This is a genomic window from Rhodococcus sp. 3258 (assembly GCF_031456475.1).
Lineage (GTDB): Bacteria > Actinomycetota > Actinomycetes > Mycobacteriales > Mycobacteriaceae > Rhodococcoides > Rhodococcoides fascians.
The window spans coordinates 42,801-69,794 of the sequence record NZ_JAVDUT010000008.1; the positions used below are offsets into that span (position 1 = coordinate 42,801).

General features: G+C 64.1%; 29 protein-coding genes. 13 read left to right on the forward strand and 16 right to left on the reverse strand.

The window, feature by feature from the left end; genetic code table 11:
* Positions 1–18 precede the first annotated feature (18 nt).
* Entirely contained in the window at positions 19–948 is a 930-nt protein-coding gene (locus J2X62_RS21055) for an iron-siderophore ABC transporter substrate-binding protein (RefSeq protein ID WP_032390637.1), read from the forward strand.
* Positions 949–952: 4 nt separating this feature from the next.
* On the opposite strand, the gene J2X62_RS21060 is transcribed toward J2X62_RS21055, so the two are convergent.
* The 6 genes from J2X62_RS21060 to urtA form a co-directional block, all read right to left on the reverse strand.
* Positions 953–1,621, reverse strand: coding sequence for a GntR family transcriptional regulator (locus J2X62_RS21060; RefSeq protein WP_037219573.1), 669 nt, complete (start codon positions 1,619–1,621; stop codon positions 953–955).
* A gap of 11 nt (positions 1,622–1,632) precedes the next feature.
* Entirely contained in the window at positions 1,633–2,325 is a 693-nt protein-coding gene (gene urtE, locus J2X62_RS21065) for an urea ABC transporter ATP-binding subunit UrtE (RefSeq protein ID WP_032373723.1), read from the reverse strand.
* On the reverse strand, positions 2,318–3,148 hold the full coding sequence (gene urtD / locus J2X62_RS21070) for an urea ABC transporter ATP-binding protein UrtD (protein ID WP_027498416.1): 831 nt from the start codon (positions 3,146–3,148) through the stop codon (positions 2,318–2,320). The genes urtE and urtD overlap by 8 nt, the downstream gene beginning before the upstream one ends.
* Positions 3,145–4,236: an urea ABC transporter permease subunit UrtC gene (gene urtC, locus J2X62_RS21075; protein ID WP_310183148.1), complete on the reverse strand. Its 1,092-nt coding sequence runs from the start codon at positions 4,234–4,236 to the stop codon at positions 3,145–3,147. The genes urtD and urtC overlap by 4 nt, the downstream gene beginning before the upstream one ends.
* Entirely contained in the window at positions 4,233–5,117 is an 885-nt protein-coding gene (gene urtB, locus J2X62_RS21080; protein WP_027498414.1) for an urea ABC transporter permease subunit UrtB, read from the reverse strand. Before urtB ends, urtC begins: the two co-directional genes overlap by 4 nt.
* Positions 5,118–5,189: 72 nt before the next feature.
* Entirely contained in the window at positions 5,190–6,467 is a 1,278-nt protein-coding gene (urtA, locus tag J2X62_RS21085) for an urea ABC transporter substrate-binding protein (protein ID WP_032369802.1), read from the reverse strand.
* Between the two features lie 181 nt (positions 6,468–6,648).
* On the opposite strand from urtA, the gene J2X62_RS21090 reads away from it, so the two are divergent.
* The 3 genes from J2X62_RS21090 to J2X62_RS21100 all read left to right on the forward strand — a co-directional run bounded on the left by J2X62_RS21090 (position 6,649) and on the right by J2X62_RS21100 (position 8,031).
* Entirely contained in the window at positions 6,649–6,861 is a 213-nt protein-coding gene (locus tag J2X62_RS21090) for a helix-turn-helix transcriptional regulator (RefSeq protein ID WP_027498412.1), read from the forward strand.
* Positions 6,858–7,379 (forward strand): hypothetical protein, encoded by a 522-nt coding sequence (locus tag J2X62_RS21095; protein ID WP_310183152.1) that lies wholly within the window; start codon positions 6,858–6,860, stop codon positions 7,377–7,379. The genes J2X62_RS21090 and J2X62_RS21095 overlap by 4 nt, the downstream gene beginning before the upstream one ends.
* 223 nt (positions 7,380–7,602) lie before the next feature.
* Positions 7,603–8,031 carry a hypothetical protein gene (locus J2X62_RS21100; RefSeq protein WP_310183155.1) on the forward strand — a complete coding sequence of 143 codons (429 nt, stop codon included), beginning with the start codon at positions 7,603–7,605 and terminating at the stop codon, positions 8,029–8,031.
* Between the two features lie 128 nt (positions 8,032–8,159).
* On the opposite strand, the gene J2X62_RS21105 is transcribed toward J2X62_RS21100, so the two are convergent.
* The 3 genes from J2X62_RS21105 to J2X62_RS21115 all read right to left on the reverse strand — a co-directional run bounded on the left by J2X62_RS21105 (position 8,160) and on the right by J2X62_RS21115 (position 12,291).
* Positions 8,160–10,097 (reverse strand): primary-amine oxidase, encoded by a 1,938-nt coding sequence (locus J2X62_RS21105; RefSeq protein WP_310183158.1) that lies wholly within the window; start codon positions 10,095–10,097, stop codon positions 8,160–8,162.
* Positions 10,094–11,533, reverse strand: a complete 1,440-nt coding sequence (locus tag J2X62_RS21110) for a gamma-aminobutyraldehyde dehydrogenase (protein WP_310183161.1) — start codon at positions 11,531–11,533, stop codon at positions 10,094–10,096. The genes J2X62_RS21105 and J2X62_RS21110 overlap by 4 nt, the downstream gene beginning before the upstream one ends.
* Positions 11,534–11,628: 95 nt before the next feature.
* Complete coding sequence (locus J2X62_RS21115; RefSeq protein WP_222059687.1) at positions 11,629–12,291, reverse strand: TetR family transcriptional regulator; 663 nt, start codon at positions 12,289–12,291, stop codon at positions 11,629–11,631.
* 70 nt (positions 12,292–12,361) lie between these two features.
* On the opposite strand from J2X62_RS21115, the gene mqo reads away from it, so the two are divergent.
* Both mqo and J2X62_RS21125 read left to right on the forward strand, forming a co-directional pair.
* Complete coding sequence (gene mqo / locus J2X62_RS21120) at positions 12,362–13,684, forward strand: malate dehydrogenase (quinone) (protein WP_094622762.1); 1,323 nt, start codon at positions 12,362–12,364, stop codon at positions 13,682–13,684.
* Between the two features lie 9 nt (positions 13,685–13,693).
* Positions 13,694–14,689 carry an MBL fold metallo-hydrolase gene (locus J2X62_RS21125; RefSeq protein ID WP_256991889.1) on the forward strand — a complete coding sequence of 332 codons (996 nt, stop codon included), beginning with the start codon at positions 13,694–13,696 and terminating at the stop codon, positions 14,687–14,689.
* 26 nt (positions 14,690–14,715) lie between these two features.
* Here the strand turns inward: J2X62_RS21125 and J2X62_RS21130 are convergent, their stop codons facing one another.
* Positions 14,716–15,489 (reverse strand): LLM class flavin-dependent oxidoreductase, encoded by a 774-nt coding sequence (locus tag J2X62_RS21130; RefSeq protein WP_094665574.1) that lies wholly within the window; start codon positions 15,487–15,489, stop codon positions 14,716–14,718.
* 17 nt (positions 15,490–15,506) lie between these two features.
* Positions 15,507–16,919: an acetate metabolism transcriptional regulator RamB gene (gene ramB / locus J2X62_RS21135; RefSeq protein WP_027498407.1), complete on the reverse strand. Its 1,413-nt coding sequence runs from the start codon at positions 16,917–16,919 to the stop codon at positions 15,507–15,509.
* 148 nt (positions 16,920–17,067) lie between these two features.
* On the opposite strand from ramB, the gene J2X62_RS21140 reads away from it, so the two are divergent.
* A complete protein-coding gene (locus J2X62_RS21140; RefSeq protein WP_310183165.1) occupies positions 17,068–17,472 on the forward strand; it encodes a hypothetical protein in 405 nt (134 codons plus the stop codon).
* A gap of 196 nt (positions 17,473–17,668) precedes the next feature.
* Here J2X62_RS21140 and J2X62_RS21145 read toward each other — a convergent pair whose 3' ends face one another.
* Complete coding sequence (locus J2X62_RS21145) at positions 17,669–18,583, reverse strand: DUF559 domain-containing protein (protein WP_310183166.1); 915 nt, start codon at positions 18,581–18,583, stop codon at positions 17,669–17,671.
* 532 nt (positions 18,584–19,115) lie between these two features.
* On the opposite strand from J2X62_RS21145, the gene aceA reads away from it, so the two are divergent.
* The 4 genes from aceA (at position 19,116) to J2X62_RS21165 (ending at position 22,949) form a co-directional block, all read left to right on the forward strand.
* A complete protein-coding gene (gene aceA, locus J2X62_RS21150) occupies positions 19,116–20,405 on the forward strand; it encodes an isocitrate lyase (protein WP_027498404.1) in 1,290 nt (429 codons plus the stop codon).
* 164 nt (positions 20,406–20,569) lie between these two features.
* Positions 20,570–21,445 (forward strand): 3-hydroxybutyryl-CoA dehydrogenase, encoded by an 876-nt coding sequence (locus J2X62_RS21155; protein ID WP_201011077.1) that lies wholly within the window; start codon positions 20,570–20,572, stop codon positions 21,443–21,445.
* An 85-nt stretch (positions 21,446–21,530) separates the two neighbouring features.
* Complete coding sequence (locus J2X62_RS21160) at positions 21,531–21,812, forward strand: hypothetical protein (RefSeq protein WP_205914000.1); 282 nt, start codon at positions 21,531–21,533, stop codon at positions 21,810–21,812.
* Between the two features lie 96 nt (positions 21,813–21,908).
* A complete protein-coding gene (locus J2X62_RS21165; RefSeq protein ID WP_032365177.1) occupies positions 21,909–22,949 on the forward strand; it encodes an NAD(P)-dependent alcohol dehydrogenase in 1,041 nt (346 codons plus the stop codon).
* Between the two features lie 79 nt (positions 22,950–23,028).
* Here the strand turns inward: J2X62_RS21165 and J2X62_RS21170 are convergent, their stop codons facing one another.
* On the reverse strand, positions 23,029–23,886 hold the full coding sequence (locus J2X62_RS21170; RefSeq protein ID WP_032365178.1) for a PPK2 family polyphosphate kinase: 858 nt from the start codon (positions 23,884–23,886) through the stop codon (positions 23,029–23,031).
* 32 nt (positions 23,887–23,918) lie between these two features.
* Here J2X62_RS21170 and J2X62_RS21175 point away from each other — a divergent pair, with 32 nt between their 5' ends.
* Entirely contained in the window at positions 23,919–24,380 is a 462-nt protein-coding gene (locus tag J2X62_RS21175; protein ID WP_027498399.1) for a PPOX class F420-dependent oxidoreductase, read from the forward strand.
* A gap of 70 nt (positions 24,381–24,450) precedes the next feature.
* Here J2X62_RS21175 and J2X62_RS21180 read toward each other — a convergent pair whose 3' ends face one another.
* On the reverse strand, positions 24,451–25,440 hold the full coding sequence (locus tag J2X62_RS21180) for an iron-siderophore ABC transporter substrate-binding protein (protein WP_032365179.1): 990 nt from the start codon (positions 25,438–25,440) through the stop codon (positions 24,451–24,453).
* Between the two features lie 16 nt (positions 25,441–25,456).
* On the reverse strand, positions 25,457–26,002 hold the full coding sequence (locus J2X62_RS21185; protein ID WP_176456693.1) for a type 1 glutamine amidotransferase domain-containing protein: 546 nt from the start codon (positions 26,000–26,002) through the stop codon (positions 25,457–25,459).
* 72 nt (positions 26,003–26,074) lie between these two features.
* Here J2X62_RS21185 and J2X62_RS21190 point away from each other — a divergent pair, with 72 nt between their 5' ends.
* A complete protein-coding gene (locus J2X62_RS21190; RefSeq protein ID WP_167326064.1) occupies positions 26,075–26,248 on the forward strand; it encodes a hypothetical protein in 174 nt (57 codons plus the stop codon).
* Here J2X62_RS21190 and J2X62_RS21195 read toward each other — a convergent pair.
* Positions 26,245–26,922, reverse strand: a complete 678-nt coding sequence (locus tag J2X62_RS21195; RefSeq protein WP_228139367.1) for a TetR/AcrR family transcriptional regulator — start codon at positions 26,920–26,922, stop codon at positions 26,245–26,247. The two genes, J2X62_RS21190 and J2X62_RS21195, sit on opposite strands and share 4 nt — an antisense overlap.
* Positions 26,923–26,994: the final 72 nt, after the last annotated feature.

The window sequence follows — 26,994 nt, forward strand, 5'->3', positions numbered from 1 at the left end:
ACCCGGAGGTCCCTCGAAGTGGTGCAGTTCAAGCTCGGTCTGACAGCGTTGGCCATCACCGCGCTCGCGGTGGCGGCAGGAGCGACGGCATGCTCGTCGGCCGATACCGCCGACGGGTCCGCCGGCGAAGCGACTCGAACGGTCGAGACCGTTCGAGGCTCGATCGACGTTCCCGACAATCCTCTGCGGGTCGTCACCCTGGAACCGGTGGAACTCGACACCACGGTCGCGCTCGGCATCGTGCCCGTCGGCACGGCGGTGCTCAGCGAAACCGCCGGTGTGCCGGCCTATCTCGGTACGGAAGCGGCCGGCATCGCCACGGTCGGCACGGTGGCCGAACCGACCATCGAGGACATTGCTGCCGCGCAACCCGACCTCATTCTCGGGACGGAGACTCGGCACGCGCAGTACTACGACCAACTCTCCGCCATCGCGCCGACGGTGTTCATCGCCTCCCAGTCCGATCCGTGGCGCGACAGTGTCCGATTCGTCGGGCGCGTTCTCGGCAAGGAGGCGAAGGCCGAGGAACTGCTCACCGCATACGACGACCGGTGCGCCCAGATCGCCGAAAAGCACGACACCGCCGGGAAAACAGCGCAACTGATCAGGCCGCGAAGTGGTGAGCTGACCCTGTACGGGCCGTCGTCGTTCGCCGGAAGCACGCTCGAATGCGCCGGATTCACCACCCCGCCGCGGCCGGAATGGGCCGACGAGATCTCGGTCGACCTCTCGCCCGAGCTCGCGGCTCAGGCGGCAGCGGACCTGATCGTCGTCACCGCCGACAACCCGTCGGACCCCGCCGCCATCCCGGCGTCGATCACCGCTAACGCTGCGACACTGCCCAATCCGCATGCGGTGGACCTGTCGTACTGGATCACCGGCGTCGGGCCCATGGGCGGACAAACCGTGCTCGACGACATCGACCGAATCTTGTCGGATGCCAACTGACGCGTCAGATTCGGACCGCGCCGGCCAGTGCCGCGGCCTGACGGGCGCGCTCGACCACTCGGTCGCGGGACGAATCGATATGTGCAACAAGCGTATCCAGCGCCGTGTCCAGCTGCCCGGCCAGTAGGTGCTCGACGATCGCGAGATGTTCATCGATCGCCGAGACCACGGCCGAGGCGTCGAGACCACCGAGAATACGCACGGGCCGCACCTTGGCGTTGACGGCGCACAGGGCCTCGGTCAGAGCCGCATTGCCCGACGCGGCCGACAACGCGACATGGAACTGCTCGTCCATGGCGACCATGTCGTCGGTGGTCTCCGGTGGGTGCGCACGCAACCCGGCCCACGTCGCCGCCAACGCCGACAAGGCAGCCCGATCGAAGGACTGCGGCGTCGAGCGAGTGATTCCGCGGGACTCGAGAGTCGACCGCAGTTCGTACAGATCCGGTAGATCGCCGAGCCGGGGACGATAGGGATGCAGACCGGCCTCGTCGCGCACGACCAGACCGTCGGCTTGCAGACGTGCCAGCGCCTCCCGCACAGGAGTGCGCGAGACGCCGTACAGCTCGGCGAGACGCTCCTCGCCGAGCCGTTCCGTGGAGCCGATCGCACCGGAGATCAGATCCCGGCGCAGTGACGAATAGACCTTCTCGCGAAGGTCCTTGCGCGGCACGATAAGCCCGGTCAGATCGCCATGGCTGCGCGCACGTCGGCCTCGGAATCGGATCCGCCCACACCGGTGGACGTGATCCGGCCGGCCTCGAGAATGTAGTACTTCTGGGCAGATTCCAATGCGAAGCCGATGTGCTGCTCCACCAACAGCACTCCGAGACCGCCGCGGCGGGTGAGCTCGATGACGGTGCGCTCGATCTCGGCGACGACAGACGGCTGAATGCCCTCGGTCGGCTCGTCGAGAATCAGCATCCGCGGTTCGGTGATCAAGGCTCTTGCGATGGCGAGCTGTTGGCGCTGGCCGCCGGACAGCAGGCCGGCTCTGCGATTCAGCAATTCCTTCAGCGCCGGAAAGAGGTCGAGTGCCTCGTCGATCAGTGCCTTGCCGCGCTTGCGCCCGTCGGCCACCACCTGCAGATTCTCCGCTGTCGTCAACTGACCGAACGACTGCTGGCCCTGTGGCACGTACGCCAGACCCCGGGCGACGCGGGCGCTGGGCCGCAACGCACTGACGTCCTCACCGTCGAACATGACCTTGCCCGAGTTCACTTTCAACAGCCCGACCGCCGCGCGCAGCAGCGTCGTCTTGCCCGCACCGTTGTGGCCCATCACCGCCGCGACACCGTCGGCCGGAACCGTCAGCGACGCACCGTGAACGACCTCGCTGCGGCCGTAACCTGTTCTGACGTCGACCAGTTCAAGCATGATCGGCTCCCTCTTCTGCGATGTGCTCGAGTTCCTCGCCCGCCGCGGCGGTGCCGAGGTAGACCTGCTGAACCTTCGGATCGGCCTGCACCTCGGCCACGGTGCCCTCGGCCAGAACGCGTCCGGCCGCCAGCACTGTCACCGAGGTCGCGAACATCCGCATGAAGTCCATATCGTGCTCGACCACCACCACGGTCCGTTCACCGCCGATGCGTTGCAGCAGCTGGCCCGTCTCCTCACGTTCCTCGTGGCTCATGCCGGCGACCGGCTCGTCGAGCAGAAGCACATCGGCGTTCTGCACCAACAACATTCCGATCTCGAGCCACTGCTTCTGGCCGTGCGCCAGAATTCCTGCGGCCTTGTCTCTCTGGGCCGTCAGACCGATCGTCTCGAGGGCCTCCTCGATCTGGGGCAGAACCGATGCCCGACGGCGCAGCATCGTCAGCACCGATCGTCCGGATCCGGCGGCGATGTCCAGGTTCTGCAGCACCGTCAGATTCTCGAAGATGCTGGCGGTCTGAAAGGTTCGGCCGATGCCGAGGCGCGCGATCTGATGCACCTTCTTGCCCAGCAGTTCCACTCCGGACTTGGTGACCGAGCCAGTGGCCGGAACGAGTCCGGTGATGGCGTCGATCAGCGTGGTCTTGCCGGCTCCGTTCGGTCCGATGAGGAAGCGAAGATCGCCCTGCATCAGCGTCAGATCGACGTTGGTGTTGGCCTTGAAGCCGTCGAAACTGACTGTCAGATCGCGGACTTCGAGGTACTGACTGGACATGCCGGCGTTGCCGCCGAACGTGGGCTGCGGGCCTTCGACGTGGATCATCGTGCGAGCTCTTTCTCTGGTTCCGCGCTGGCCTTGGGGACCGATTCGGGCTCTTTCTTTCGCTTGCGCAGTGCGAAGAGTCCGGCGATGCCGGCGGGGAAGAATCCGACGACCACGACGAACAGCAGACCCTGCGCATACGTCCAACCGGACGGGAACTGCTCGGACAGCGTGGTCTGCGCCCATGCGACTCCGAGCGCGCCGAGAACCGGGCCGAGCAGGGTGGTGCGCCCGCCGATGGCAACGCCGATGAGAAACGCGATGGACGGAACGATGCCGACGTCGTTGGGGGAGATGATGCCGACGATCGGGACGAACAGCGCACCGGCGAGACCGGCGAAGAACGCTGCGGCCACGTACGCGACGATCTTCACGTTCGCCGGGTCGTAGCCGAGGAAGCGCACTCGCTCTTCCTGATCACGGACGGCCACCAGTAGTTCGCCGTAGCGCGAATACATCAGCTGGCGGGTGATGGCGACGACGACGAGCAGTACGCCCGCAGCGATGAAGAACAGCATCTGCTTGTTGGCGGGGTCGTTGAGGTTGAACCCGAAGAACGTGCGGAACCTGTTGAGCCCGTTGGATCCACCGGTGGTCTGCTGTCCGATGAGCAGGATCGCGAAGGCGGCGGCCAGTGCCTGACTGAGGATCGCGAAGTACGCGCCCTTGACGCGACGCTTGAACACGCCGAGGCCGAGCACCAGCGCCACCAGTGCCGGCACGAACAGGATGCCCAGGATCGTCGTGATGGGCGAGGTGAACGGCAGCCAGTACGAGGGCAATTCACGGATGCCGGCGATGGACATGAAGTCCGGTACCGCGTCGCCGCGCAGATCGGCGTCGGAGATCTTCAGATGCATGGCCATGATGTAGGCACCGATGCCGAAGAAGACACCCTGGCCGAGGGTGAGCATTCCGCCTCGGCCCCAGGCCAATCCGATACCGACAGCCACAATTGCGTAGCAGATGAACTTGCCCAGCAGATTCAACCGGAAGTCGCTGAGGACGGCGGGTGCCACAGCGAACAACAGGATTGCGGCGAGCGCGAAACCGAGCAGAGCGCCGCGCTTGGAGATGAACTCGCTCATACCAGGCTCCTTGTCTTGACGGCGAACAAGCCCTGCGGGCGGGCCTGCAGGAAGATCACGATGAGGACGAACACGATGACCTTGGCGATCGAGGCCGTGGTGCTGTATTCGATGAACGAGTTGAGGATTCCGAGGGCGAAGGCGGCGATCACCGCGCCCTTGATCTGGCCGAGTCCACCGACGACGACCACCAGGAAGGCGTCGATCAGGTAGCTCTGTCCCACAGTGGAACTCGTGGATCCGATCAGAGTCAGTGCCACACCCGCGACGCCCGCCAAACCGGAGCCGAGGAAGAACGTCGAGATGTCGGTCCGGCGGCTCGAAATGCCCGAGGTTTCCGCGAGATCGCGGTTCTGCACCACCGCGCGGATGCGTCGACCCATTGCGGTCTTCTTCAGCGCGATCGACAGTGCGACAACGGCGACGACCGCCAGCACGAGAATGAAGATTCGGGTCTTGGGCACCACGGCACCGAGGATGTCGACGCCGCCGCTCAGCCATTCCGGCGAGACGACGTTGACCGCCGGGGCACCGAAGATGTCGCGAGCGAGCTGCTGCAGGATGAGCCCGACGCCGAACGTGACGAGCAGGGTGTCCAGTGGGCGGTGGTACATGCGCTGGATCAGCGTCACCTCGAGCAGCACACCCATCGCGCCGCCGACGAGGAAGCCGACGATCAGCGAGATGAACAGTGATGCGCCGCCGGTCGAGACGATCTGCTGCACTACGTAAGCCGTGTACGAGCCGGCCATGATGAACTCGCCGTGCGCCATGTTGATGACGCCCATCTGACCGAACGTCAGTGAGAGCCCGAGGGCGGCGAGCAAGAGAATGGATCCGATCGACAGGCCGGTGAACAACTGTCCGATCACGACGTCCATGGGGGAGCTCCTTCGGAGCATGTGAGTGGAACTTCGTAGCAGGCTACGAAGTTCCACTCACATGGGTGGTGGTCAGTTGAGGTCGGAGGCCCAGTCGTAGGTCTCGAGGAACGGGTCGGGAGCGATGGCCTCGGGGGACTCCCACACCGTGTAGATCAAGCCGTCGGGCCGGATCTCACCAATGCGGGCGGTCTTGGAGATGTGGTGGTTGTCGCCGTCGATGACGACCTCGCCCTCGGGAGCGGCGAAGCTGACACCGTCGGCTGCGGCCTGAATGTCGGCCACCGCGAACGAATTTGCCTTCTCGACGGTGTTCTTCCACAGGTAGACCGAGGTGTACGCGGCTTCCATGGGGTCCGAGGTGGGCTTGTCGGCACCGTACTTCGCCTTGTAGTCGGCGACGAACTTGGTGTTCTCCGGGCTGTCGACGGTCTGGTAGTAGTTCCAGGCAGTCAGCTGGCCCGCGATGTTCGCGGCTCCGATGCCCGCCACCTCTTCCTCGGCGATGGACACCGAGATGACCGGCATGTCAGCAGCTTTCAGGCCGGCGTTGGTGTACTCACGGAAGAATGCAACGTTGGAATCACCGTTGAGCGTGTTGAACACGGCATCGGCGTCGGCGGAGCGCACCTTGTTGACGATGGTGGAGAAGTCCGTCGAACCGAGCGGGGTGTAATCCTCGCCCTTTATCTCGATACCGTTGGCGGCCGCATACGCCTTGATCTCGCGGTTGGCGGTCTGCGGGAACACGTAGTCGCTGCCCACCAGGTAGAGGGACTTGACGCCCTTCTCCTTCAGGTAGTCCAGGGCCGGGATGATCTGCTGGTTGGTGGTGGCTCCGGTGTAGAAGATGTTCTTCGACGCCTCGAGGCCCTCGTACTGCACGGGGTAGTAGAGGAGAGCGTCGTTGTCCTCGAACACCGGCAGCATCGCCTTGCGCGACGATGACGTCCAGCCACCGAAAACGGCTGCGACACAATCGCTGCTGATCAGCTTCTCGGCCTTCTCGGCGAACACGGTCGGCTCGGATGCGCCGTCCTCTGCGACGACCTCGATCTGCTTTCCGTTGACGCCACCGGCCGCGTTGATCTGCTCGACGGCCAGTGCGATCGAATCACGCACTGTCACTTCGCTGATCGCCATCGTGCCGGACAGGGAGTTGAGCGAGCCGACCTTGATGGTGTCACCGGAGGTGTCCACACACGAGGTGGACGAGCCCCCGCCGCCCTCGGCGGTGGTGGTGTCGCTCGCCTTGCTACCGCAGGCAGTGGCAACCAGGCTCAATGCAGCCAGTGCTGCGGGAACGACCATGACGCGCTTGACGGACATGCGCTTCGAGACAGCAGGCATCTACGGCCCTTTCGGAAAGTGTGTATACGGAGATGTATTCGCGATTGCGAACAGTAAAGGCAACTTATTGCGTTGGTATTTTCTGCGGTGACGAGTCTGTTTCGCGCGTTACGAGTAGGTAAAGGCGAGCCAATGACAAGACTGCTTGACATTCTGTGACAAGCAGAGTTGACTTTCTGTCATGCCCGGATCCAACAACGTTCGCGCGCACCGCAAACAGGCACGCATCACGCAGGCCGAACTCGGCACAATCTGCGGAGTCAGCCGGCAGAGCATCGTCTCCGTCGAGGGCGGCGACTACGCACCGAGCGTGTACCTGGCACTGCGACTGGCCCGAGCACTCGACACGACAGTCGAAACACTGTTCGGCGACGACGAAGGGAAACGAACATGAGCGCATTCACCAAAGCTGCCCGCTTCGTGGGAGACCTGGACGACGACTTCTACGCCGACGAACTACAACGCGACATCTGGAACGAGGCCTCGGCCGTCGGATTCCAATCCCTGCTGTGGATCGGAATGATCGTCGGCGCTGTACTGCCCTTCGCGGCGGGTGTCACCGGGGCCTGGGTGGCATTGGGAATCTTCGTGGCTCTGACGGCCGTCGCGAACGTGGTGTTGGCATACGGCCGCGCGCGGGGGATCGACATGTACACCTCGCAGGAACTCCGGCGCGCTCGAATCGCATTGGCGGGCGTGCTGCTTTTTCTCACCGGCGGCGGCGCAATGATTCGTCTGCTTGCTCATTACGGTGGCGGTGACCTCGGGTCTGTCGCGATCGGAGCCGCAATAGGTGCACCCGTGGGCCTGGCTGCCGTAGTCGTGGGTGTGAAGATGCATCAGCTCCGGCAGCGAAAGGCCGAGCATGCCGCCGAGCTGGCCGAGCAGCGGGCTTTCGATACGGACGAATGAATTGGGTCTCGAATGTGTCGCACGATCTGTTACAGGGTGCAAGGATGCGTAAAGGCTTCGGTTGGACCGTCTCCGTTTCGCAGATTTGCAGGCCGGAGGGTATGTTCTGACCGATGACATCGCGATTTCCCGGTGTTGCGGCTGTAGGGGTGCTGTTCGGCGGCGGTTTCGGTAACGCGGACGGATGCACGTTCGATGTAAAGGGAGGCTCGGGTGGACGGCGATGACGACGTGTAATACCAATCCGTCCTCCGTCGCGCCACGAAGTACCAACGAGACCGTGTCGGGCGTCCACCTTCCGGTGGAGCATGCAAACAGGGAAGTCGAGACCGTGCGCAGAGAAAAGAGCTACCTCAGACTCGTAGGGTCGAGCACTCCCACGATCGAGGTTCTGGGCGGCCCCAGAACCATCACCGTCGATGTGGACAACGTTTTTCCGGGTCAGGTATGCGAGGTCCTGCACAACGGCATGCTGTCGCTGAGCCCACGCGTCGTCGTGGAAGACAACGCGACAAGCATCACGATCAGCACGTTCGCGCTCAAGCCGGGTGAGTACAACGTCTCGCTGCGTCTGGACGGACGCCTGGATTGCGTCACCGAATCGCAGACTGCTGTCGTCGGCGAGCAGTTCGAGGTCCGACGTAGTTCGTAGGCCGGACACAGCTCCTAGGCCGGACGCAAGGCCCGGTCATTTCAACACAGCGAAGCGGCGCGTAGCTCAGGTGAGCTACGCGCCGCTTCGCTTCGTTGTCGGTCCTCGCTGCCGTCAGGTCGCGCCAGTCAGTGACAGGTGCTGCCGGGATCGGTGTGGCAGTGCTTCGGCTCCGACGGTGCGACGTCGAGTGAGGGGTTGCGGTCGAAGAAGCCGAAAGGCTTGAGCCAGAACGAGACGGTGTCGGACGGCATCACCGGCCAGTCCTCGGGCCTGGTGATGTGATGGATGCCGAAGGTGTACCAGACCACCACATCGGTGTTCTCGATCGAACGGTTCTTCTCGGTCCACTCGGGGAGGCCGTGGTCGACGCCACTCTGATTGACGAACTCGCCACTGGGCCAACGCTCGTCGGGTGAATTGGGCGTGACCCACACGGTGTGACCGATCACCTGCGAACGCTGGAAGATGGGCGACGCCGGGTCGAACATCGCCGGAATCGCCGAGCCGGGAACCAACTTGTACGCCGGCCGGGTACCGAGACCGTTGGTGACGTTGTCGTTGACCACCTTCCACGCCTTCTGCGTGTTCCAGTCGTAATCCTGCTTGCCCTCGGACTCGGTGGTGAGCGGGGTGTTCACCTGCGTCAGGGCGAGGCCGTACGGATTGTCGGGACCCATCGGAACCATCTGGGTCTGGCTGGAATAGACGGTGTTCTCGGTGCCGTCGATGTCCAGATCGAGCCGGGCGACCAGGAAGTGCTGGTGGTACGGCGCATACGTGCGATTGTCGATCAGCGTGCCCGACGGATGAGTGCCGCCCTCCTCGAAGTGGGTGACGACCATGATGCCGGTGGCGCGCACCTCGCACTCGATGTTGCCGTCCTGATAGAAGCGCCAGTAGACGAGATACTCGTAGTTGGCGACGGTGGCGTGGAAGCTGACGGTGAGACGGCGCATCCGACGCACCTCTGCCCCGGCGTCGTGATCGACGTGCTTCCACAGCACCGCGTTGTCTTCCTCGTGGATGCAGATCGCGTTGGTGATCGTGTACGGCTCGCCTTTGCTGTTGTGCAGCACGGCATCGAGGTACCGGATCTCACCGAGGCAATCGCAGCCGAGCTCGAGCGAGGTGGTCATGAAGCCCAGGCCCCACTCGCCGATGTCGAATGCGGTGCGCCGATAGTGGTCCTCGGTGTGGTCACGATACGGAACGACCATCTCCGCGAACGACATTCGGTTCGCGACGGATCGCGTGTTCCCGTTGTCGTCGTAGGTGACCGCGTGCAGCGTCATGCCCTCGCGGTAGTTGAACCCCACACGCAGCGACCAGTTCTGCCACGTCAGCTTGTTGCCGTCCAGCTCGAACGACGGGCCGTCCGGCTGGGTGATCTCGAGTGGCTTCAGCGGCGGACGGCTGCTGGCGTTGCGGATGCGCTCCGGAATATGGCGGGGTACATACTCGCCCATGATCTCCGGCCGCTCGACGCGGTAGGTGTCCTCGATTTCGAGCAGTTCCATCGTGTTGGCGTCGATGACGCAGTGGAAGCCGCCCACCGGCCCCGCGTACGGATTGGCACCCTCTGCGGCTTTGACCCACGTGTCGGACCAGCCCAGGCGTCGACCCTTGTACTTCTCGGGCGTCACCGCCTCGCCGTACGTCCAGGTGTCCATGAACACGAGATCGAGATCGGTGATCCCGCGATCGGCAAGCGCGGCAATCACATCGGGGTGTGCACGCAGCGCCGCGTCGGCCTCTTCCCACTCGTCGACGGTGAAGTTGGGCTGCACGTCCGGGATGTGGGTCCAGGATTCGGTGCTCCTGTTGTCCAGTGACACCACGGCCTTGAACGTGCTGTTCTCGGCGCGGTTCAACACCACCGAGACTGCGCGACGGGCGGGGACGGTACCGTCCGCATCGAACGCGGCGACCTCGGACTTGGACGGTTCGATCATCTCGATCGAGGCGAATCGCCACCCGTCGCCGACACCGTGTTCCCGGCCCAGAACCTCGGCGACGGCGGAGAACTCGTCGCTCGAGAGTGGGTCCAGGGGATGAAGTGTCATGCGATGGTCTCCGTCGAGCTCATCACGTGCTTGATGCGGGTGTAATCGTCCACGCCGTAGGCCGAGAGGTCCTTGCCGTAACCGGAGTACTTGAAGCCACCGTGCGGCATCTCGGCCACCAACGGGATGTGGCAGTTGACCCAGACGGCACCGAAGTCCAGAGCCGCCGAAATGCGAAGCGTGCGAGCATGATCGGACGTCCAGACGCTCGACGCGAGACCGAAGTCGACGTCATTGGCAAGTTCGATCGCCTCTGCCTCGTCGGAGAACTTCTGCACCGTCAGCACCGGGCCGAACGTCTCCTCCTGCACGATGGGATCGGCTTGCTGCACGCCCGTGATGATCGTGGGCTCGTAGAAGAATCCCTTGTCGCCGATGCGCTTTCCGCCGGTGACGATGGTGGCGTGCGCGCCGATACCGTCGACCTTGGAGCTGACCTGGCCGAAGTGGTTGACGTTGTTCAGTGGGCCGAGGAAGGTGTCGGGGTCGTCGGGCAATCCGACCTTCAGTGTCTTCGCCTTGGCGACGAGTGCGTCGACGAGCGAGTCGTGTACCGACTCGTGTACCAACACGCGAGTGACCGCCGTGCAGTCCTGGCCGGCGTTGAAGAACGCGGCCTCGGCAATGCCGTCGGCGGCCATGGTGATGTCGACGTCGTCGAACACGATGGCCGGTGCCTTGCCGCCCAGTTCGAGGTGCGCGCGCTTGAGCTGCTTGGCAGCGGCGACGGCGACGGCGATGCCTGCCCGCACCGAACCGGTGATCGAGACCAGGCCGGGCGTCTTGTGCTCGACGATGGCGGCGCCGGTGCCGCCGTTGCCGAGCACGATGTTCAGCACGCCGTCGGGGACGATGCCCTTGGACAATTTCGCCAGCACCAGGGTGCTCTCGGGGGTGGTGTCGCTCGGCTTGAGGACGACGGTGTTGCCGGCCGCGAGGGCAGGCCCGATCTTCCAGATCGCCATCATGAACGGGTAATTCCACGGCGTCACCTGCCCCACGACGCCGATCGGCTCGCGGCGTACGTACGAGGTGAACCCGTCCATGTACTCGCCGGCCGACTTGCCTTCGAGCATCCGTGCTGCCCCGGCGAAGAACCGAATCTGATCTGCTCCGACGGTGACTTCCTCGGCGGAGATGGTGGCCTTTGGCTGACCGGTGTTACGACTCTGCGCCTCGACGATCTCGTCGCTGTGGGCCTCGATGGCATCGGCGAGCTTCAGCAGTACCTTCTGCCGCTCACTCGGAGTCGTCTTGCCCCAGGTCTCGAAAGCTTTGGCGGCAGCCGACATTGCGGCGTCGACATCGGCAGCATCGGAAATCGGGGCTCGGGCGACCACCGACTCGTCCACCGGACTGACGACATCGAGCATCTCGGTACCCGAGGGCGTCACGAATGCCCCGTCGATGTAGTTCTGCAGGACAGGCACCGTCATCACAACCCCTAGCGTCGACTATTTCGGTTCTGCAAAGCCTGCACCCACGGGCGAGACTTTGCCACCCGACAAGATGTACACGACGATGCTAGTAATCAGGACGAAACGTCCGTCTCCTCGGCCAGGGCCCTGACACCGGCGATGTAGGTGTCCAGCCCGAGCTTCTCGAACGCCGTCCGCGCGCTGACGTCGCTCAGATACGAGGCTGCGGCGAGGATATTGGGAAACTCGTCGGGATGGAGGGAGTCCATCGTTTCCGCCACCTCGTGTTCGACGTGTGCCCGACGCTCCGGCTCGACTTCGACACCCGTGAACAGCGGCTCCGTGATCAACGAAATGGCGACTCGAACGCCGTGACGGGCCAGCTGGGTGGCGTCGGACAGGGAGAAGCCGGCCTCGCCGAGAAGTTTCAGGCTGAGCTCCATCGCCGCTCTGCTGTTGGGGGAGAACAGCATTCGTGGAACGACGATGGTCGCTGCTCCGGGATGTGCGCGCAAGGCGCGCATGAAGTCCTCGAGCACGGTGCGCAGTTGCTCCCACCACGTCGCCGTGGGATCGACGGTGATCTCGAGATCCTGGCAGACGCGGTCGCCCATGGCGTCGACTAGTTCGTCCTTGTTCTTCACATGCCAGTAGATCGCCATGGGAGAGACACCGAGTTCGGTGGCGATCTTGCGGATGGTGAGCGAGTCGAGTCCGCGTCGGTACGCGACTTCGAGCGCGGCGTCGACGACGGCAGTCCTGGTCAAGCGAGGCACCGGCAGAACTATACAGGCGTACGAGTCGGTGTTAGCGTGACTTGTACTTAGTACGAGAGAGGGGTGCGCGATGGATGACGTCATCCTCGTCGGCGGTGGGGTGATGAGCGCGACGCTCGGCACGCTGCTGCAACGTGTGGAGCCGACCTGGTCGATTCGGGTCCTCGAACGATTGCCCGAGGTAGCGATGGAAGCCTCCGACGGGTGGAACAATGCCGGGACCGGCCACGCCGGCCTGTGCGAAACCAACTACACGACGGAGAGAGTCGACGGCTCCGTCGATATCGACCGGGCCGTCGCGATCGCCGAGCAGTTCGCCGTGACGCGACGCTTCTGGTCGACGCTGGCCGACACCAGCTTCGTACGTTCGGTGCCGCACATGACCCTGGTGCAGGGGGCGGAGAACGTCCGATCGCTGCAGGCCAGGCATCGAGCGTTGACCGCGCATCCGCTGTTTCGAGCCATGGAGTACACCGAAGATGCTGCGGTACTGGACGAGTGGGCACCGCTGGTGTCGGCGGGACGAACAGGCGACTGGGCCGCCACCCGAGATGCGACCGGAACCGACGTCGACTTCGGTGCACTGACGCGGCAGTTGCTGGGGGACATGAGTGGACGTGGTGCGCGCGTGGAGACCGGGCGGGAGGTGACCGGGATGAGTCAGGAACGGGACGGATCCTGGTCCCTGCGAGTGCGCGGTGGCCGATCGATCGAGCGCGCGCGCTTCGTGTTCGTCGGTGCCGGTGGCTGGGCTCTGAAGCTGTTGCGCACAGCAGGGATTCCCGAGGCCCGCGGTTACGGACTACTACCGATCAGCGGGCAGTTCTTGCGTTGTGATCGGCCCGAGGTGGTCGACAGACACGACGCGAAGGTCTATGGAACTCCGCCCATCGGAGCGCCTCCGATGTCGGTGCCCCATCTCGACACCCGCATCGTCGACGGGCGGCGGTCCATACTTTTCGGACCGTACGCCGGCGCGAATCCTCGGTTTCTGAAACATGGATCGTGGCTCGACTTCCCGACGTCGATCGACCGGCACAACATCGGGTCACTGCTGTCGATGGCAGGCAACAACACGCCGTTGATAGGTCTGCTGCTGTCGGAATTGACGGCCACCCGAGCCAAGAAGATCGCTGCGTTGCGCCAATTCGTACCGAATGCCGACCCGTCGGACTGGTCCGTGGTCCCCGCCGGACAGCGCGCCCAGATCGTCGTGAACGGGCAATTGCGTTTCGGCACGGAGGTGATCGCGTCGCGGGACGGCTCCATCGCCGCCGTGCTCGGCGCATCGCCCGGCGCCTCCACCGCTGTTCCCATCATGCTGGAGGTATTGGGTCGATGTTTTCCGGAGCGCCAGTGGAATGGTGGACTGCAGGAGATGCTCAGCGGATAGCCTGTGGCAGTGCGAAACACCGAGGTGGGATACCAGCAGATCGCCGACGATACCTGGGCCTTCATGCGTCCGCCGGGCAGTTGGGGGCAGACCAACACCGGGCTCGTCGTGGCACCCGGTTCGGCGTCGATGCTGATCGACACCGTCTGGGACGTGAACTGGGCCGAGAGGGTTGCCGCCGACACGGCCGAGTTGGTTGCCGCCGCACCGATCACCGAGGTCCTCAACACGCATTCGGACGGTGATCACTGGTGGGGTAACGACAGCGTGCCCGCCTCCGCACGCATCACCACCAGTGCGGCGTCGCTGCACGCGATGAAGGAGGAGACTCCGCCGAAGGGTGTATCCGCATTCGCGTCCTTCGGCAAGGCAGTCGGCTGGGTGCCGGGACCGATCGGTGCGATGGGCTCCTACATGGACCGTGTTCGCGGCGATGCGCTGTTTCCGTCGGCGCTGCCCCGGCTGCCTGATCACACCTTCGAAACCACCGAAACCATCGATGTCGCAGGACGACTGGTTCACCTGCGCTACCTCGGTCCGGCGCACACCGAAGGCGATCTCATCGCTCACCTCCCGGACGTGGGGGTCGTGTTCGCGGGCGACCTGCTCTTCATCGACGCCACCCCGGTGCTGTGGCACGGCCCGCTGCAAAACTGGATCGACGCCCTCGACCACCTCCTCGAACTCGACGCCGACGTGTACGTTCCCGGCCACGGCCCCCTGTGCGGCACCGACGAAATACGCGCCGTGCGCAGCTACTGGACCTGGGTCGGCGAGGCCGGACGAGCGTGCTTCGACGCGGGCCTCGGCTCCACCGAGGCCGCCCTGAACCTGCTCAAATCACCCGAATTCGGCCATTACGCGCACTGGGATTCGCCGGAGCGACTCATCCTCAGCATGAGCACGCTCTACCGCCTGTGGCGAGGCGAACCCGCTGCGCCACCCACGCTGACGCGTCGAGCACGCGCATTCGCCGACGCGGGACGCTATCTGCGGGAGCGCTAGTGTCAGCCTTTGGGTGAGACTGCTGGTTACCGGGCTCCGAACTCCGCCGTCAAGGACGCGGCGTGCGCGAACAGTGGGGTCGGATCCGGTTGTTCTGCAGTCGGTTCGAGTACGACAGTGGTCGCGCCCGCATCGATCCAGCGCTGCAGATTGCTCATGGCGGCATCGGAGTCGGATCCGACGGCGACATAGACGACGATGTCGTGCCCCGGCCCCGCGGCGATATGCCCGACAGCAGTCCGCAGCTGATCCGGGTCCGTCTCGCTCGTGAGAATGGTGCCGACACTCCTGCGGCCGCTCAGAGCAAGGGTTTTCGGGCCTGTCGCCCCGACGAGCAGTGGAGGTGCCTGCAGCGGAGGCCAATCGAGCTGCACATTGTCGAGCGAGACGTACCGACCCTGCACGGTGACGCTCTCGCCCGCCAACAGCGCGGTGAGCGCCGTCATCTGCTCGTCGAGCAACGTCAGCGGAGACTGCACTCGCGCGCCGATCTGGCCCATCCACGACTGGACGCCGTGGCCGAGCCCCACGCGGAGCCGGCCCGGATGGACCCGAGCGACGGTCGCGATCTCCATGGCCGTCGACGCGACGTTCCGCATCGGAGTGGGCAACACCCCGATGCCGACGTTCACGCGATCGGTGCTCGCGAGAATCAGTGCAGCAGTGGACAGCCCGCCGGAGAAGAAGCAGTCTTCCCACAGCCAGACCTCGTCGACGCCCGCGGCATCGGCTGCGCGAGCCGCGTCGACCAGCGCCTCCGGTGCGATCTCGGGCCGGAGTACAACGCCGATTCGGGTCATGGAAATTCTCTTTCTACTCAGCGAACGAGGTACGGGGACACCGAGCTTCGGTGCTCGTCTATGTCGAGATCCTTGCCGAGCGGCGGAAACGCACGCTGCGGGCAGTTCGAGCGTTCGCAGACCCGGCAACCCGCTCCGATCGGAGTTGCGACCGCCGAGCCCTGCACGTCCAGTCCATCGGCATAGACGAGCCGTCCGGCATGGCGCAGTTCGCAACCGAGGCCGATGGCAAAAGTCTTGCCGGGCTGCCCGTATCGAGCGGCGCGGCGTTCCACCGTCCGCGCGATCCACAGGTAGTTGCGGCCGTCGGGCATCTCGGCGATCTGCGTCATGATCTTGCCGGGATACGCGAACGTCTCGTACACGTTCCACAGCGGGCACGTGCCGCCGCTGGAGGAGAAGTGAAAGCCGGTGGCGGACTGTCGTTTAGACATGTTGCCGGCGCGATCGACCCGGACGAACGAGAACGGCACACCGCGCATCTCGGGGCGCTGCAGCGTGGAGAGTCGGTGGCAGATGGTCTCGTAACTCACCGAGAAGAAGGCCGACAGCCGCTCGATGTCGTATCGGAAATCCTCGGCGACATCGTGGAACTGGTGATACGGCAACACCGTCGCGGCCGCGAAATAGTTGGCGAACCCGAGCACCGCCAATTTCTTCGACGCCTCGCTCGTGAAGTTTCCCTCGTCGGCCATCTTGTTCAACAGATCACCGCATTCGAGATACGCGAGCTCGGCGGCGAACTTGAACACCTTCTGCCCGCCGGAGAGGTGAGGAGAAATCTCCAACACCCGCGTCTGCGGGTCGAACCGATGCAGCACGTTCTCACCGAGGTCGATGCGATTGACGATCTGCACGTCGTGCACCGTGCGCAACCGCTTCGCGATCTCACCGCCCACGTCGGCGCGATGGAACCGGATCCGCGATGTCAATGCCTCTGCGGCGGTATCCAATTCGTGCAGATAGTTCTGTCGTTGATAGAAGTAGTCGCGCACCTCTTCGTGCGGCTTGCTGATCGAGCCGCTGCCGCTGCCGTCGGAGAATCGTTCCTCGGTCGCTGCCAACAGCTGAGCCGTCGTATTGCGGTATCGGCGATGCATATTGACCATTGCCCGAGCCAGCTGTGGGTGCGAGCTGACCATCTGCGCGATCTCGTGCGGATCGGCATCGATGCCCATGTCCTGATCGAGTGCGACTTCGCGCAACTCGGCAACCAACCTGGTGTCGTCCTCCGAGGAGAAGAACGAGGTGTCGACGCCGAAGACCTCCGAGATCCGCAGCAGTACCGGAACCGTCAACGGGCGTACGTCGTGCTCGATCTGGTTGAGATAGCTGGCCGAGATACCGAGCTTCTGCGCCAGAGATACCTGGCTCATGCTGCGTTCGCTGCGGAGCTGCCGAAGGCGAACGCCGACGAAAGTCTTGGACACGGTTGCCAGGCTACGCCTGCGAAGAATTGCCTTAACACCGTTCGCAACTAGCTGCTGGGTCACGATTCGGTGACCGTCGGGAACATTAGCCGAAGTAAAGGCGTATACCGATATACGAGCTATTCACCACGCACCTCGAGGAGCGGTCATGTCCAATCGTCAGCGCACATCGGAAATCGTCAGGGACGTCGTCGTCTTCGTCACCGGAGCCGTTCTGGTCGCCTCCACCGTCTGGCTTCCCGTCCAGGGCGACCAAGAAGTCACCGGAGCCATCCTGGTGCTCGGCATCCTCGCGGCATCGTCGGCGCTCTGGGCCATCGGATCCGCGTCCAGGCAGAGTCACTGGACTCACGTCGGCCTCGGTGTGTTGCTCGCCGTCTCACCCGCGCTGATGGTCTTCCCCTCCGGATTGCTGGCCGCGGACCTGTTCGCCATCGTCGGCGGACTCGTGATCGCCGCCATGGGTGCGCTGGGGGTCATCGCGTCGCGCCGGGCACCGGTCACCTCGCGAGTAGTGGCCTCCAGCGACGAACGCTCCGGCATTCGCATCTGAGCCTTCTCTGCAACTGATGCTCCACTTCCCGGGACAGGCGCGATGAATCTCGTGCTCGCCTCGGGAAGTGGAGCATTTCGTGCATTCAGCGCCGGGTCGGCCACTGCGACCGGCCGGATGCAACTGATGCTCCACTCCCTGGGGCGGGCGCGATGAATCCCGTGTGCGGCCCCAGCGAGTGGAGCATTGTGTGCAGTCATCGCCGCGATGCCCGTCGTCGTCGAATTACCGCTGCGATCTCGCCCGCAACGCGATCGGGTGCAGTGAGCACGTCGAATGCCGAGTAGCGCAGCACCAACCAGCCATCGAGGACCAGCGCGTTCTGTCGTCGGCGATCCTTGCTGAATACGGCTGCTGCACTGTGGAATTCGCGACCGTCGACTTCGATGATCGTTCGGCTGCGGCGGTCGACGAAATCACACACGAACGGACCGACTGAAGCGTTCATTTCCAGGCGCAGGCCGAGTCGATGCACTGCGCGGCCCAGGGCGCGCTCGGGCTCCGACGCAAATCTCGATACCGCGAGCCGCACCGGACGAGCCAGCTCGACGTTCCCGTGCCGACCCGGGAATCGGTCGAGTAGGCAGAGCAGCGAAGCCGGGTCCATTCCGAACTTCAGGCGCTCGTCGATCAGCAACTCGGAATCGGGGCGGGGGAGTAGCGCCAGGCAATCGAGCATCGTCTGCGCAGAGATGGTGCAGGGCAGCGCCGCGACCTCGTCGACGAGCGTGGAGTCCATATCGCGGCGGTGCAGCCGAAGCCATGACGGAGGTCGCAGCCGCGCAGTTCGGGGGACGGTGGCGTCGAGCATTGTCGGTTCGGTGGTCCAGCCGCGCAGGTACGCGGCCGATCGATGACTGAGGACGGCGTCGGGTCGCCACAGCGTGATCGCCCGACAACGGTCCATCGTCGACGGCTCCCCGCGCATATGGACCGTCGGCAGGACGCGGGTGAAGCGACGCGAGATGGTGCTGGGGTGAATCCCTGCGTCGACGAGATCCCTCCAAGTGGTGGGAGTGGAGCCTGCGGAGGTGGGAGTGGAGCCTGCGGAATGACCTGCGGGGGTGAGAGTGGAGCCTGCGGAACGACCTGTGGGGTTGTGGTGTGTCATGGCTGGAGCATCGGTGTGTCGTTGTGAGGTGTTGATCGGTCGACCTGGGGAAATGGAATGGCCTGTGCATGGCCGATGGCTTGTGGATGGTGCAATTCCTGCTCCACTCGACGCACTCGCACGGGGGATTCTCCAACGAGAGATCGCGAGTGGAGCACCTTGTGCAGCGTCCACATCGTGAGACAAAGCGTGTGTGACGTCCATCACTACCAAGCCGTTTTCTGACTCGATTCAGACGCCCGATTCAAACCGTACAAGCGTCCCGTAAAGAATTTTGTTCATTCCGTTCACCAACTGGGGATTCGTCGCTACCGACGAGTAACCACGCCGCCCGATCAGCGAGGTATGCGAGCCCCAAAAATTCGCAGACTTAGCAAAGGGCTCTGGAAAGCTAGCCAAGATTGGCACTAACAACTGGTAGACGCCTGTTTTCGGGTGTGCCATTGTTTTGGAGTACACCAGAAGGGCCTGGCAACGATGTGAAGATTCGTCTCGCGGCAGGCCGAGAAGCAGAGAAGAGACTGGAGCTCCGATGTCGACCACCGGCACCCCGAAGACCACCGCCGAGATTCAGCAGGATTGGGACACCAACCCGCGCTGGAAGGGCGTCACCCGTAACTTCACCGCGCAGCAGGTCTCCGACCTCCAGGGCACTGTGGTCGAAGAAGCCACACTCGCTCGCCGCGGCAGCGAGATCCTGTGGGATCTCGTCAACAACGAGGACTACATCAACTCGCTCGGTGCCCTCACCGGCAACCAGGCCGTGCAGCAGATTCGCGCCGGCCTCCAGGCGATCTACCTCTCCGGCTGGCAGGTCGCCGGTGACGCCAACCTCTCGGGCCACACCTACCCGGACCAGAGCCTCTACCCGGCCAACTCGGTTCCGTCGGTCGTCCGTCGCATCAACAACGCACTCCTGCGCGCCGACGAGATCGCCAAGATCGAGGGCGACACGTCCGTCAAGAACTGGGTTGCACCCATCGTGGCCGACGCCGAAGCAGGCTTCGGTGGCGCACTGAACGCATACGAGCTGCAGAAGGCCATGATCGTGGCCGGCGCTGCCGGTGTGCACTGGGAAGACCAGCTCGCGTCGGAGAAGAAGTGCGGCCACCTCGGTGGCAAGGTGCTCATCCCCACCCAGCAGCACATCCGCACCCTGACCTCCGCCCGTCTGGCCTCGGACGTCGCCGACGTCCCCTCGGTCATCATCGCCCGCACCGACGCCGAGGCAGCCACGCTGATCACCTCCGACGTCGACGAGCGTGACCGCGAGTTCCTCGACGGAACCCGCACCGCAGAAGGCTTCTTCGGCGTCAAGAACGGCATCGAGCCCTGCATCGCTCGCGCCAAGGCCTACGCACCGTACGCAGACCTCATCTGGATGGAGACCGGCGTCCCGGACCTCGAGGTCGCCAAGAAGTTCTCCGAGTCGGTTCGCAGCGAATTCCCGGACCAGCTGCTCGCCTACAACTGCTCGCCTTCGTTCAACTGGAAGGCACACCTGGACGACGCCACCATCGCGAAGTTCCAGAAGGAACTCGGCGCCATGGGCTTCAAGTTCCAGTTCATCACCCTCGCGGGCTTCCACTCGCTCAACTACGGCATGTTCGACCTGGCACACGGCTACGCCCGCGAAGGCATGACCGCGTTCGTCGATCTGCAGGAGCGCGAGTTCAAGGCTGCAGAAGAGCGTGGCTTCACCGCCATCAAGCACCAGCGTGAGGTCGGCGCGGGCTACTTCGACCGCATCGCCACCACCGTCGACCCCAACACCTCGACGGCAGCTCTGAAGGGCTCCACCGAAGAAGGCCAGTTCCACTGAGCTAGCCCGCCTCCCCGGATCTTCAGCGCACTAGTCAGGCGGCCCCAGCGTTTCGCTGCGGGCCGCCTGATTTGTATCGCCTGGGTTCTGGGCGTACCCCGGAAGAGTTACCCTCATCTCGCTTTAAGCTGTTGTGCTGCAACATTATTCGCTAGGAGTTTGCTGTGACGGTCGAGAGGGTGGGGATCGTCGGAGCCGGACAGATGGGTGCGGGAATCGCAGAGGTCTGCGCCCGCGCGCACGTCGACGTGGCGGTCTACGAACAGACGCGCGAACTGGCGACGGCCGGCCGCAGCCGCATCCTGCGATCACTGGACCGCGGAGTGAGCAGCGGCAAGATCACCGAGCGCGAACGAGAACACGCCGCCTCCCGGTTGCGGTTCACCTGCGACCTCGCGGACTTCGCAGACCGTCAACTCGTCGTCGAAGCAGTCCTCGAGGACGAAGAGATCAAGTCGGCAATATTCGCAGAACTCGATGCGGTGGTGTCCGACGCGAATGCCGTGCTCGCGTCCAACACTTCGTCTATTCCGATCACGACGCTCGCGTCGGCCACCACGGCACCGCAGCGCGTCGTCGGACTTCATTTCTTCAATCCGGTTCCGGTATTGCCGCTCGTCGAGCTGGTCACCACGAGCACAACGTCCGATGCGGTGGCCGACCGCGCCGAAGCCTTCGCCGGAGATGTTCTCGGCAAGCAGGTGGTGCGATCCGCAGATCGCTCGGGCTTCGTCGTCAACGCACTTCTCGTTCCGTATCTGCTCTCGGCGATCCGCATGGTCGAGTCGGGATTCGCCACCAAGGAAGACGTCGACAAAGCGACGGTTCTGGGTTTGGCGCACCCGATGGGACCGCTCGCGCTCGCGGATCTCGTAGGTCTCGACACCGTCAAGTCCATTGCCGACTCCATGTATTCGGAATTCGACGAGCCGCTGTTCGCGGCACCGCCGCTGTTGCTGCGCATGGTCGAGGCGGGACAGACGGGCAAGAAGACCGGGGCCGGGTTCTACCGCTACGAGAACGGCCGCGTAGCAAAGTAGTGGGCGTCTCGGGCGGGTCGCCGCGCAGCGGCTTGCCGAGCGCTATTGTCGGTCTGCCGGTGCAAATCCATCGATCCCAGGGAGCATGTCAGTGAGCAAGTCCAAGAAGTCGAACGGTCTGGTGCCCAAGGCATTCGGAATCGGGTTGGCCGCAACAGGCGCGGCCCATTTCGTGGTGCCGGAGGCCTTCGAGGGAATCACCAAGCTTCCGTTCCCCAAGGACACTCGAACCTGGATCAGTCGTAACGGGGCCACCGAACTGGCCGTCGGCGTGGCGATCGCGTACCCCAAGACCCGCAAGATCGGACTGGTCGGTCTGGCAGCGTATGTTGGATGGCTCGGCGTCAATATCGCCAAGAACAGCTGACGTTACTGTTGCGAACGACTCGTCCGGAGCAGGAATAGCCTGGTCGCAGCGGTAGCTGTGTTGCGCTTACACAGATGCGTAGGTAGCAATGTAGACATGACTTCAGCTACCGCTTACCAGGCCACCGCTCCGGACGCTCCGCTCGAGAAGGCGACGATCGAGCGACGTGCAGTCGGACCGCACGACATCCTCATCGACGTCAAGTTCGCGGGCATCTGCCACTCCGACATCCACACCGCCCGAAACGAGTGGGGCGGCACCACTTACCCCGTCGTTCCCGGACACGAGATCGCCGGCATCGTGGCCGAGGTCGGCTCCGAGGTGACCACCCGCAAGGTCGGCGACCGCGTGGGCGTCGGCTGCTTCGTCGACTCCTGCGGCAAGTGCGAGGCATGTCTCGACGGCGACGAGCAGTACTGCACCAAGGGCGTCGTCCAGACGTACAACTCCACCACCTACGAGGGTGAGTTCACCAACGGCGGCTACTCCACCCAGATCGTCGTCACCGAGAAGTTCGTCCTCGGAATCCCGGAAGGCGTCGAACTCGACGTCGCAGCGCCGCTGCTGTGCGCAGGCATCACGCTGTACTCGCCCCTCAAGCACTGGGGAGCCGGCCCCGACAAGAAGGTCGCCATCATCGGTATGGGCGGCCTCGGCCACATCGGCGTCAAGATCGCTCACGCCATGGGCGCGCACGTCACCGTGCTGAGCCAGACGGATGCGAAAGAAGCAGACGGCAAGGCCTACGGTGCCGACGAGTACTACGCCACCAAGGACACCACCGCGCTCAAGGATCTGCAGGGCAAGTTCGACCTGATCCTCAACACCGTCTCGGCCAACCTGCCCATGGGCAAGTACCTGGGACTGCTGGCCCGCAACGGCACCCTCGTCGAGCTCGGTGTTCCCGAGAAGCCCCTCGAGATCCCGGCATTCGCCCTGTTGACCAACCGTCGCTCGTTCGCGGGCTCGATGGTCGGCGGCATCGCCGAGACCCAGGAAATGCTGGACTTCTGCGCCGAGCACCACATCGGTGCCGAGATCGAGGTCATCCCGGCCGAGAAGATCAACGAGGCATACGACCGCGTCGTCAAGTCCGACGTGCGCTACCGCTTCGTGATCGACGCAGCCACGCTGTAACTCTCTCCTTGGACGCGTGAATGGTCCATCGACCTGCCCAGACGGGGGTCGATGGACCATTCACGCCTTCGGAGGGGGTTCAGCTCTCGGCCAGCCGCTTCTTCTCGTGTTCGACATCGAAATCGGCTGCGGGCCAATCGAGATCGAGCTTTTCGAGCGCGTCGATGAGAATTTCCGTGACGGCCAGTCTGCTGTACCACTTGCGGTCGGACGGGACGACGTACCACGGTGCGTGGTCGGTATCCGTGCGATCGAGAACCCGCTGATACGCCGTCCGGTACTGCGGCAGGAAACCACGCTCGGTGACGTCGCCCGGGTTGTACTTCCAGTGCTTCTCGGGTCGATCCAGCCGTTCCTGCAGTCGCTTCTTCTGTTCGTCGGCCGAGACGAACAAGGCCACCTTGACGACGACCGTGTCCTCGTCGACCAACTCCTTCTCGAAGGCGTTGATCTCGTCGAATCGCTTCTCCCACACCTGCCGTGGCACGAGGTCGTGGACCGCGACGACGAGAACGTCCTCGTAATGGGACCGATCGAACACCCCGATTCGGCCTGCGCGCGGAAGAGCTTTGCGGATGCGCCACAGGTAGTGGTGTTGCTTCTCCTCCTGGGTCGGTACCCCGAACGACGCGAGGTCGACGCCCTGCGGATCGACCATCCCGATGACGTGCTTGACCATGCCGCCCTTGCCCGCAGTGTCCATGCCCTGCAGCACGAGCAGAACCGACTTGGTGCCGCCTGCGCGCCCGTGGGCATAGAGCTTTTCCTGGAGCGCCGCAAGGACCGCACCGCGCTGCTCGAGGACGTCGTTGCCGTGTGCTTTCGCGCCGTCGAACCCCGGAGTGGCGGTGAAATCGATGTCCTCCACACGAGGAGAGGCACTGGCGCGCAGCACATCGACGGGAGAGAGCGTCCACAGTTTCGACTTGTCGGCCATAGGCGGAAGACTACTTCTCTACCATGGGATTCATGGCCCCTACCATCGCAAAAGCCGAGACTGTGTCGCGTGAGCAACTGCTCGAATTCGTATCTCCGCGGCACCACCACACCCTGATCACGCGTAAGCGCGACGACGGTCTGCAGGTCTCCCCGGTGTCCGCAGGCGTGGACTCGGAAGGCCGCATCGTCATCGCCACCTACCCCGAGCGCGCCAAGGTGCACAACATCCGCCGCACGCCGGCCGTCACCGTGTTGGTGCACAGCGACGACTGGAACGGCGACTACGTCCAGGTCGACGGGACGGCCGAGATCATCGATCTCCCCGACGCCGTCGAGCCTCTGGTGGAGTACTTCCGCAGCATCGCCGGCGAGCACTCGGACTGGGACGAGTACCGCGCGGCGATGGTGAAGCAGGGAAAGTCGTTGATCCGCATCACGATCGACACCTGGGGCCCGATCGCCGCGGGTGGCTTCCCGCCCGGGAGAGTGTGACAAGCCCCCGGGAAGAACGTGACAAGCCCGCCCGGGAAGAGTGTCGCAAGCCCTCCCGGGCGGGTGTGAGCTAGGCCTTCAGTGGTGCTGCGAACAGTGGCACTGCGTTGTCCAGTGCATATCGGGTTCCCGCGACCGAGGCGGCCGAGAATGCGTTGGACAGGTCGGTGTCACCGAGCACGACGAGGCGTCCGTCGCGGGCCGATGGCAGTCCCTGGATGAGCGGGTTCTCGGTGATGACCTCGGGTCCGCTGCCGATGGGGAACATGACCGTCAGGTCGGCGTCGAGGTTCGCGATGTTCTCCTCGGAGAGGTCGACGCTGAACTTCCCGGGTTGGGCGAGGTCCTGGATGGCCGGGGCGTTCGTCAGTCCGAGTGCTTCGAGGAAGTCGACTCGGGTGTCGCCGCGTACGTAGGCCCCGCTCTGGCCGCTGTACAGCGTGCCGACGGCGACGGACTTGCCGGCGAATTCCGGGTTGGCAGCCACGGTCTCGGCGAATTGGGTCTTGGTGTCGTCGATCAGCTTCTTGCCTTCGTCGACTTTTCCGAGCGCCTCGGCGACGATCTCGGTCTGCCCGTCCCATGTGGTGCCGTAGGCGACGTCGGTTCCCGGAGGTGCCGCGACAGTGGGGGCGATGTCGGACAGCTGGTCGTACACGGCCTTGTCGTTGGTGCTCCTGGTCCACAGGATCAGGTCCGGTGCCAGGGCGGCGACCGATTCGACGTCGATGTCGTAGGTGGCCAGGATCGTCGGGTCGGTGTCGTACTTTTCGGTGACCCAGGGGCCGAGGCCGTTGCCGCCGACGCCGAGCCAGTCACTGGCTCCGACGGGCTGCACGCCGAGAGCCAATGCGGTTTCGGCGTCGGACCAGCCGAGCGCAACTACTCGCTGGGGGTCGGCCGGCACCTCGACCTCCCCGAACATGTCGGTGACGACGGTGCCCGCAGCAGCCGAATCGGCCGGGTCGCCGTCGTCGGAATTACCGGATCCGCACGCGGTCAGGGTCAGGGCGAGGGCCACGGCTGCCGCAGGCAGGGCCAGAGATCGAGAAATGCGCATAGGGCACGCTAACCTATCAAGCGCGGAAGTGCTCCACGATCTTCGCGCAGAAGGCAGGCAGGTCGTCGGGGTTGCGGCTCGACACCAGATTGCCGTCCACGACCACTTCCTCGTCGACGACAGTCGCACCGGCGTTACGAAGGTCGGTCCGAATGCTCGGGTAGGACGTCAGCGTGCGGCCTTTCAGTACGTCTGCTTCGGCCAACGTCCACGCGCCGTGGCAGATGACTCCGACCGGTTTGCGCGCCTGAACGAACGCACGCACGAACTCCACTGCGTCCGCATCCACGCGCAATTGATCGGGATTCGTGGTGCCGCCGGGCAGGATCAATGCGTCGAAGTCGTCGACCGATACCTCGCCCGCGATCTTGTCGACACTGAACGTGTCGCCTGCGTTCACGTCGCTGTTCATGGCTTGGATGTCGCCATGATCGAGCGACACCAATGTGACTGTGCCACCGGCATTTTCGACGGCTTCACGGGGCTGCACCAACTCGACCTGCTCTACACCGTCGGTGGCGAGAACGGCAATGCGGCGTCCGGACAATGTTTCGTTGCTCATGCTCGTTCGGATTACCGGCGCGATCGACTTTCAAACGAGAACCGTGTGCGCGGCAGTGGTACGAATGGACACATGAGCGAATCACCGATCGAATCTCCGACCGAGGATCGCGTCGAGCAGAATCTGCCGATCGCGGACGAACCGGACGAGCCGGATGCGGGCGATCTCCCCGTCGAGGCCGACGCCACGGACGTCATCGAACAACGCACCGAAGTTCCGCTCGACGACGAATACGACGAGCGCTAGGACTTACCCGGCTCGTCGTCCACCAGAGGATGCGGCTGCGACTTGAACTTGGCCGGTGAGCCGTCGGCCATGGCCACGCCGTGGATGCCGCCCCACATCATCATGCAGAGGTAGTCGATCAGGTCGTCGGCGGACATGGACTTGTTCGAGATCCACCAGTGCGTGGCCAACTGGACTGCGCCGACGATGGCGAACGCCCACGGCACCGAGCCGCCCGAATCCATCTCACGTTGGCGCAGCCGCTCACCCAACACGGTGGAGAGGAGTTCGGCGATCATGCGCTCGGACTCGGCCACCACGTCCCGGTTGTTGCCGGCGTTGTTGGCCATCACGTAGAGGTACACCTCGGGATCGGTGGCCACCGTCTCGACGTAGGCGGTCACCACCACCCGGGTCAGCTCGTACTCGTCGAGCTCGTGGGAGATCGCGGAGTAGATGCGCGGCGCGAGGGTGGTTTCGACGTACCGGGACATCGTCGCGCTGGTCAGATCGTTCTTGTCGGTGAAATACCGATAGAGCACCGTCTTCGAGATACCGATCTCCGACGCGATCTCGTCCATCCCGATCTCGCGACCACGCAGCCGGATCGCGGCCAACGTACCGTCGACGAGCTCCTCGCGTCGGGCAATCTTGTGCTCTCGCCATCGACGCTTGCGGCCGTCCGGCTTCTCGATCTTGGGCTTGTCCGCGTCCGCCTCGGGGGCGTCCTCCGAGGCTGCCGCCGCACTATTTTTCACCACGTCACC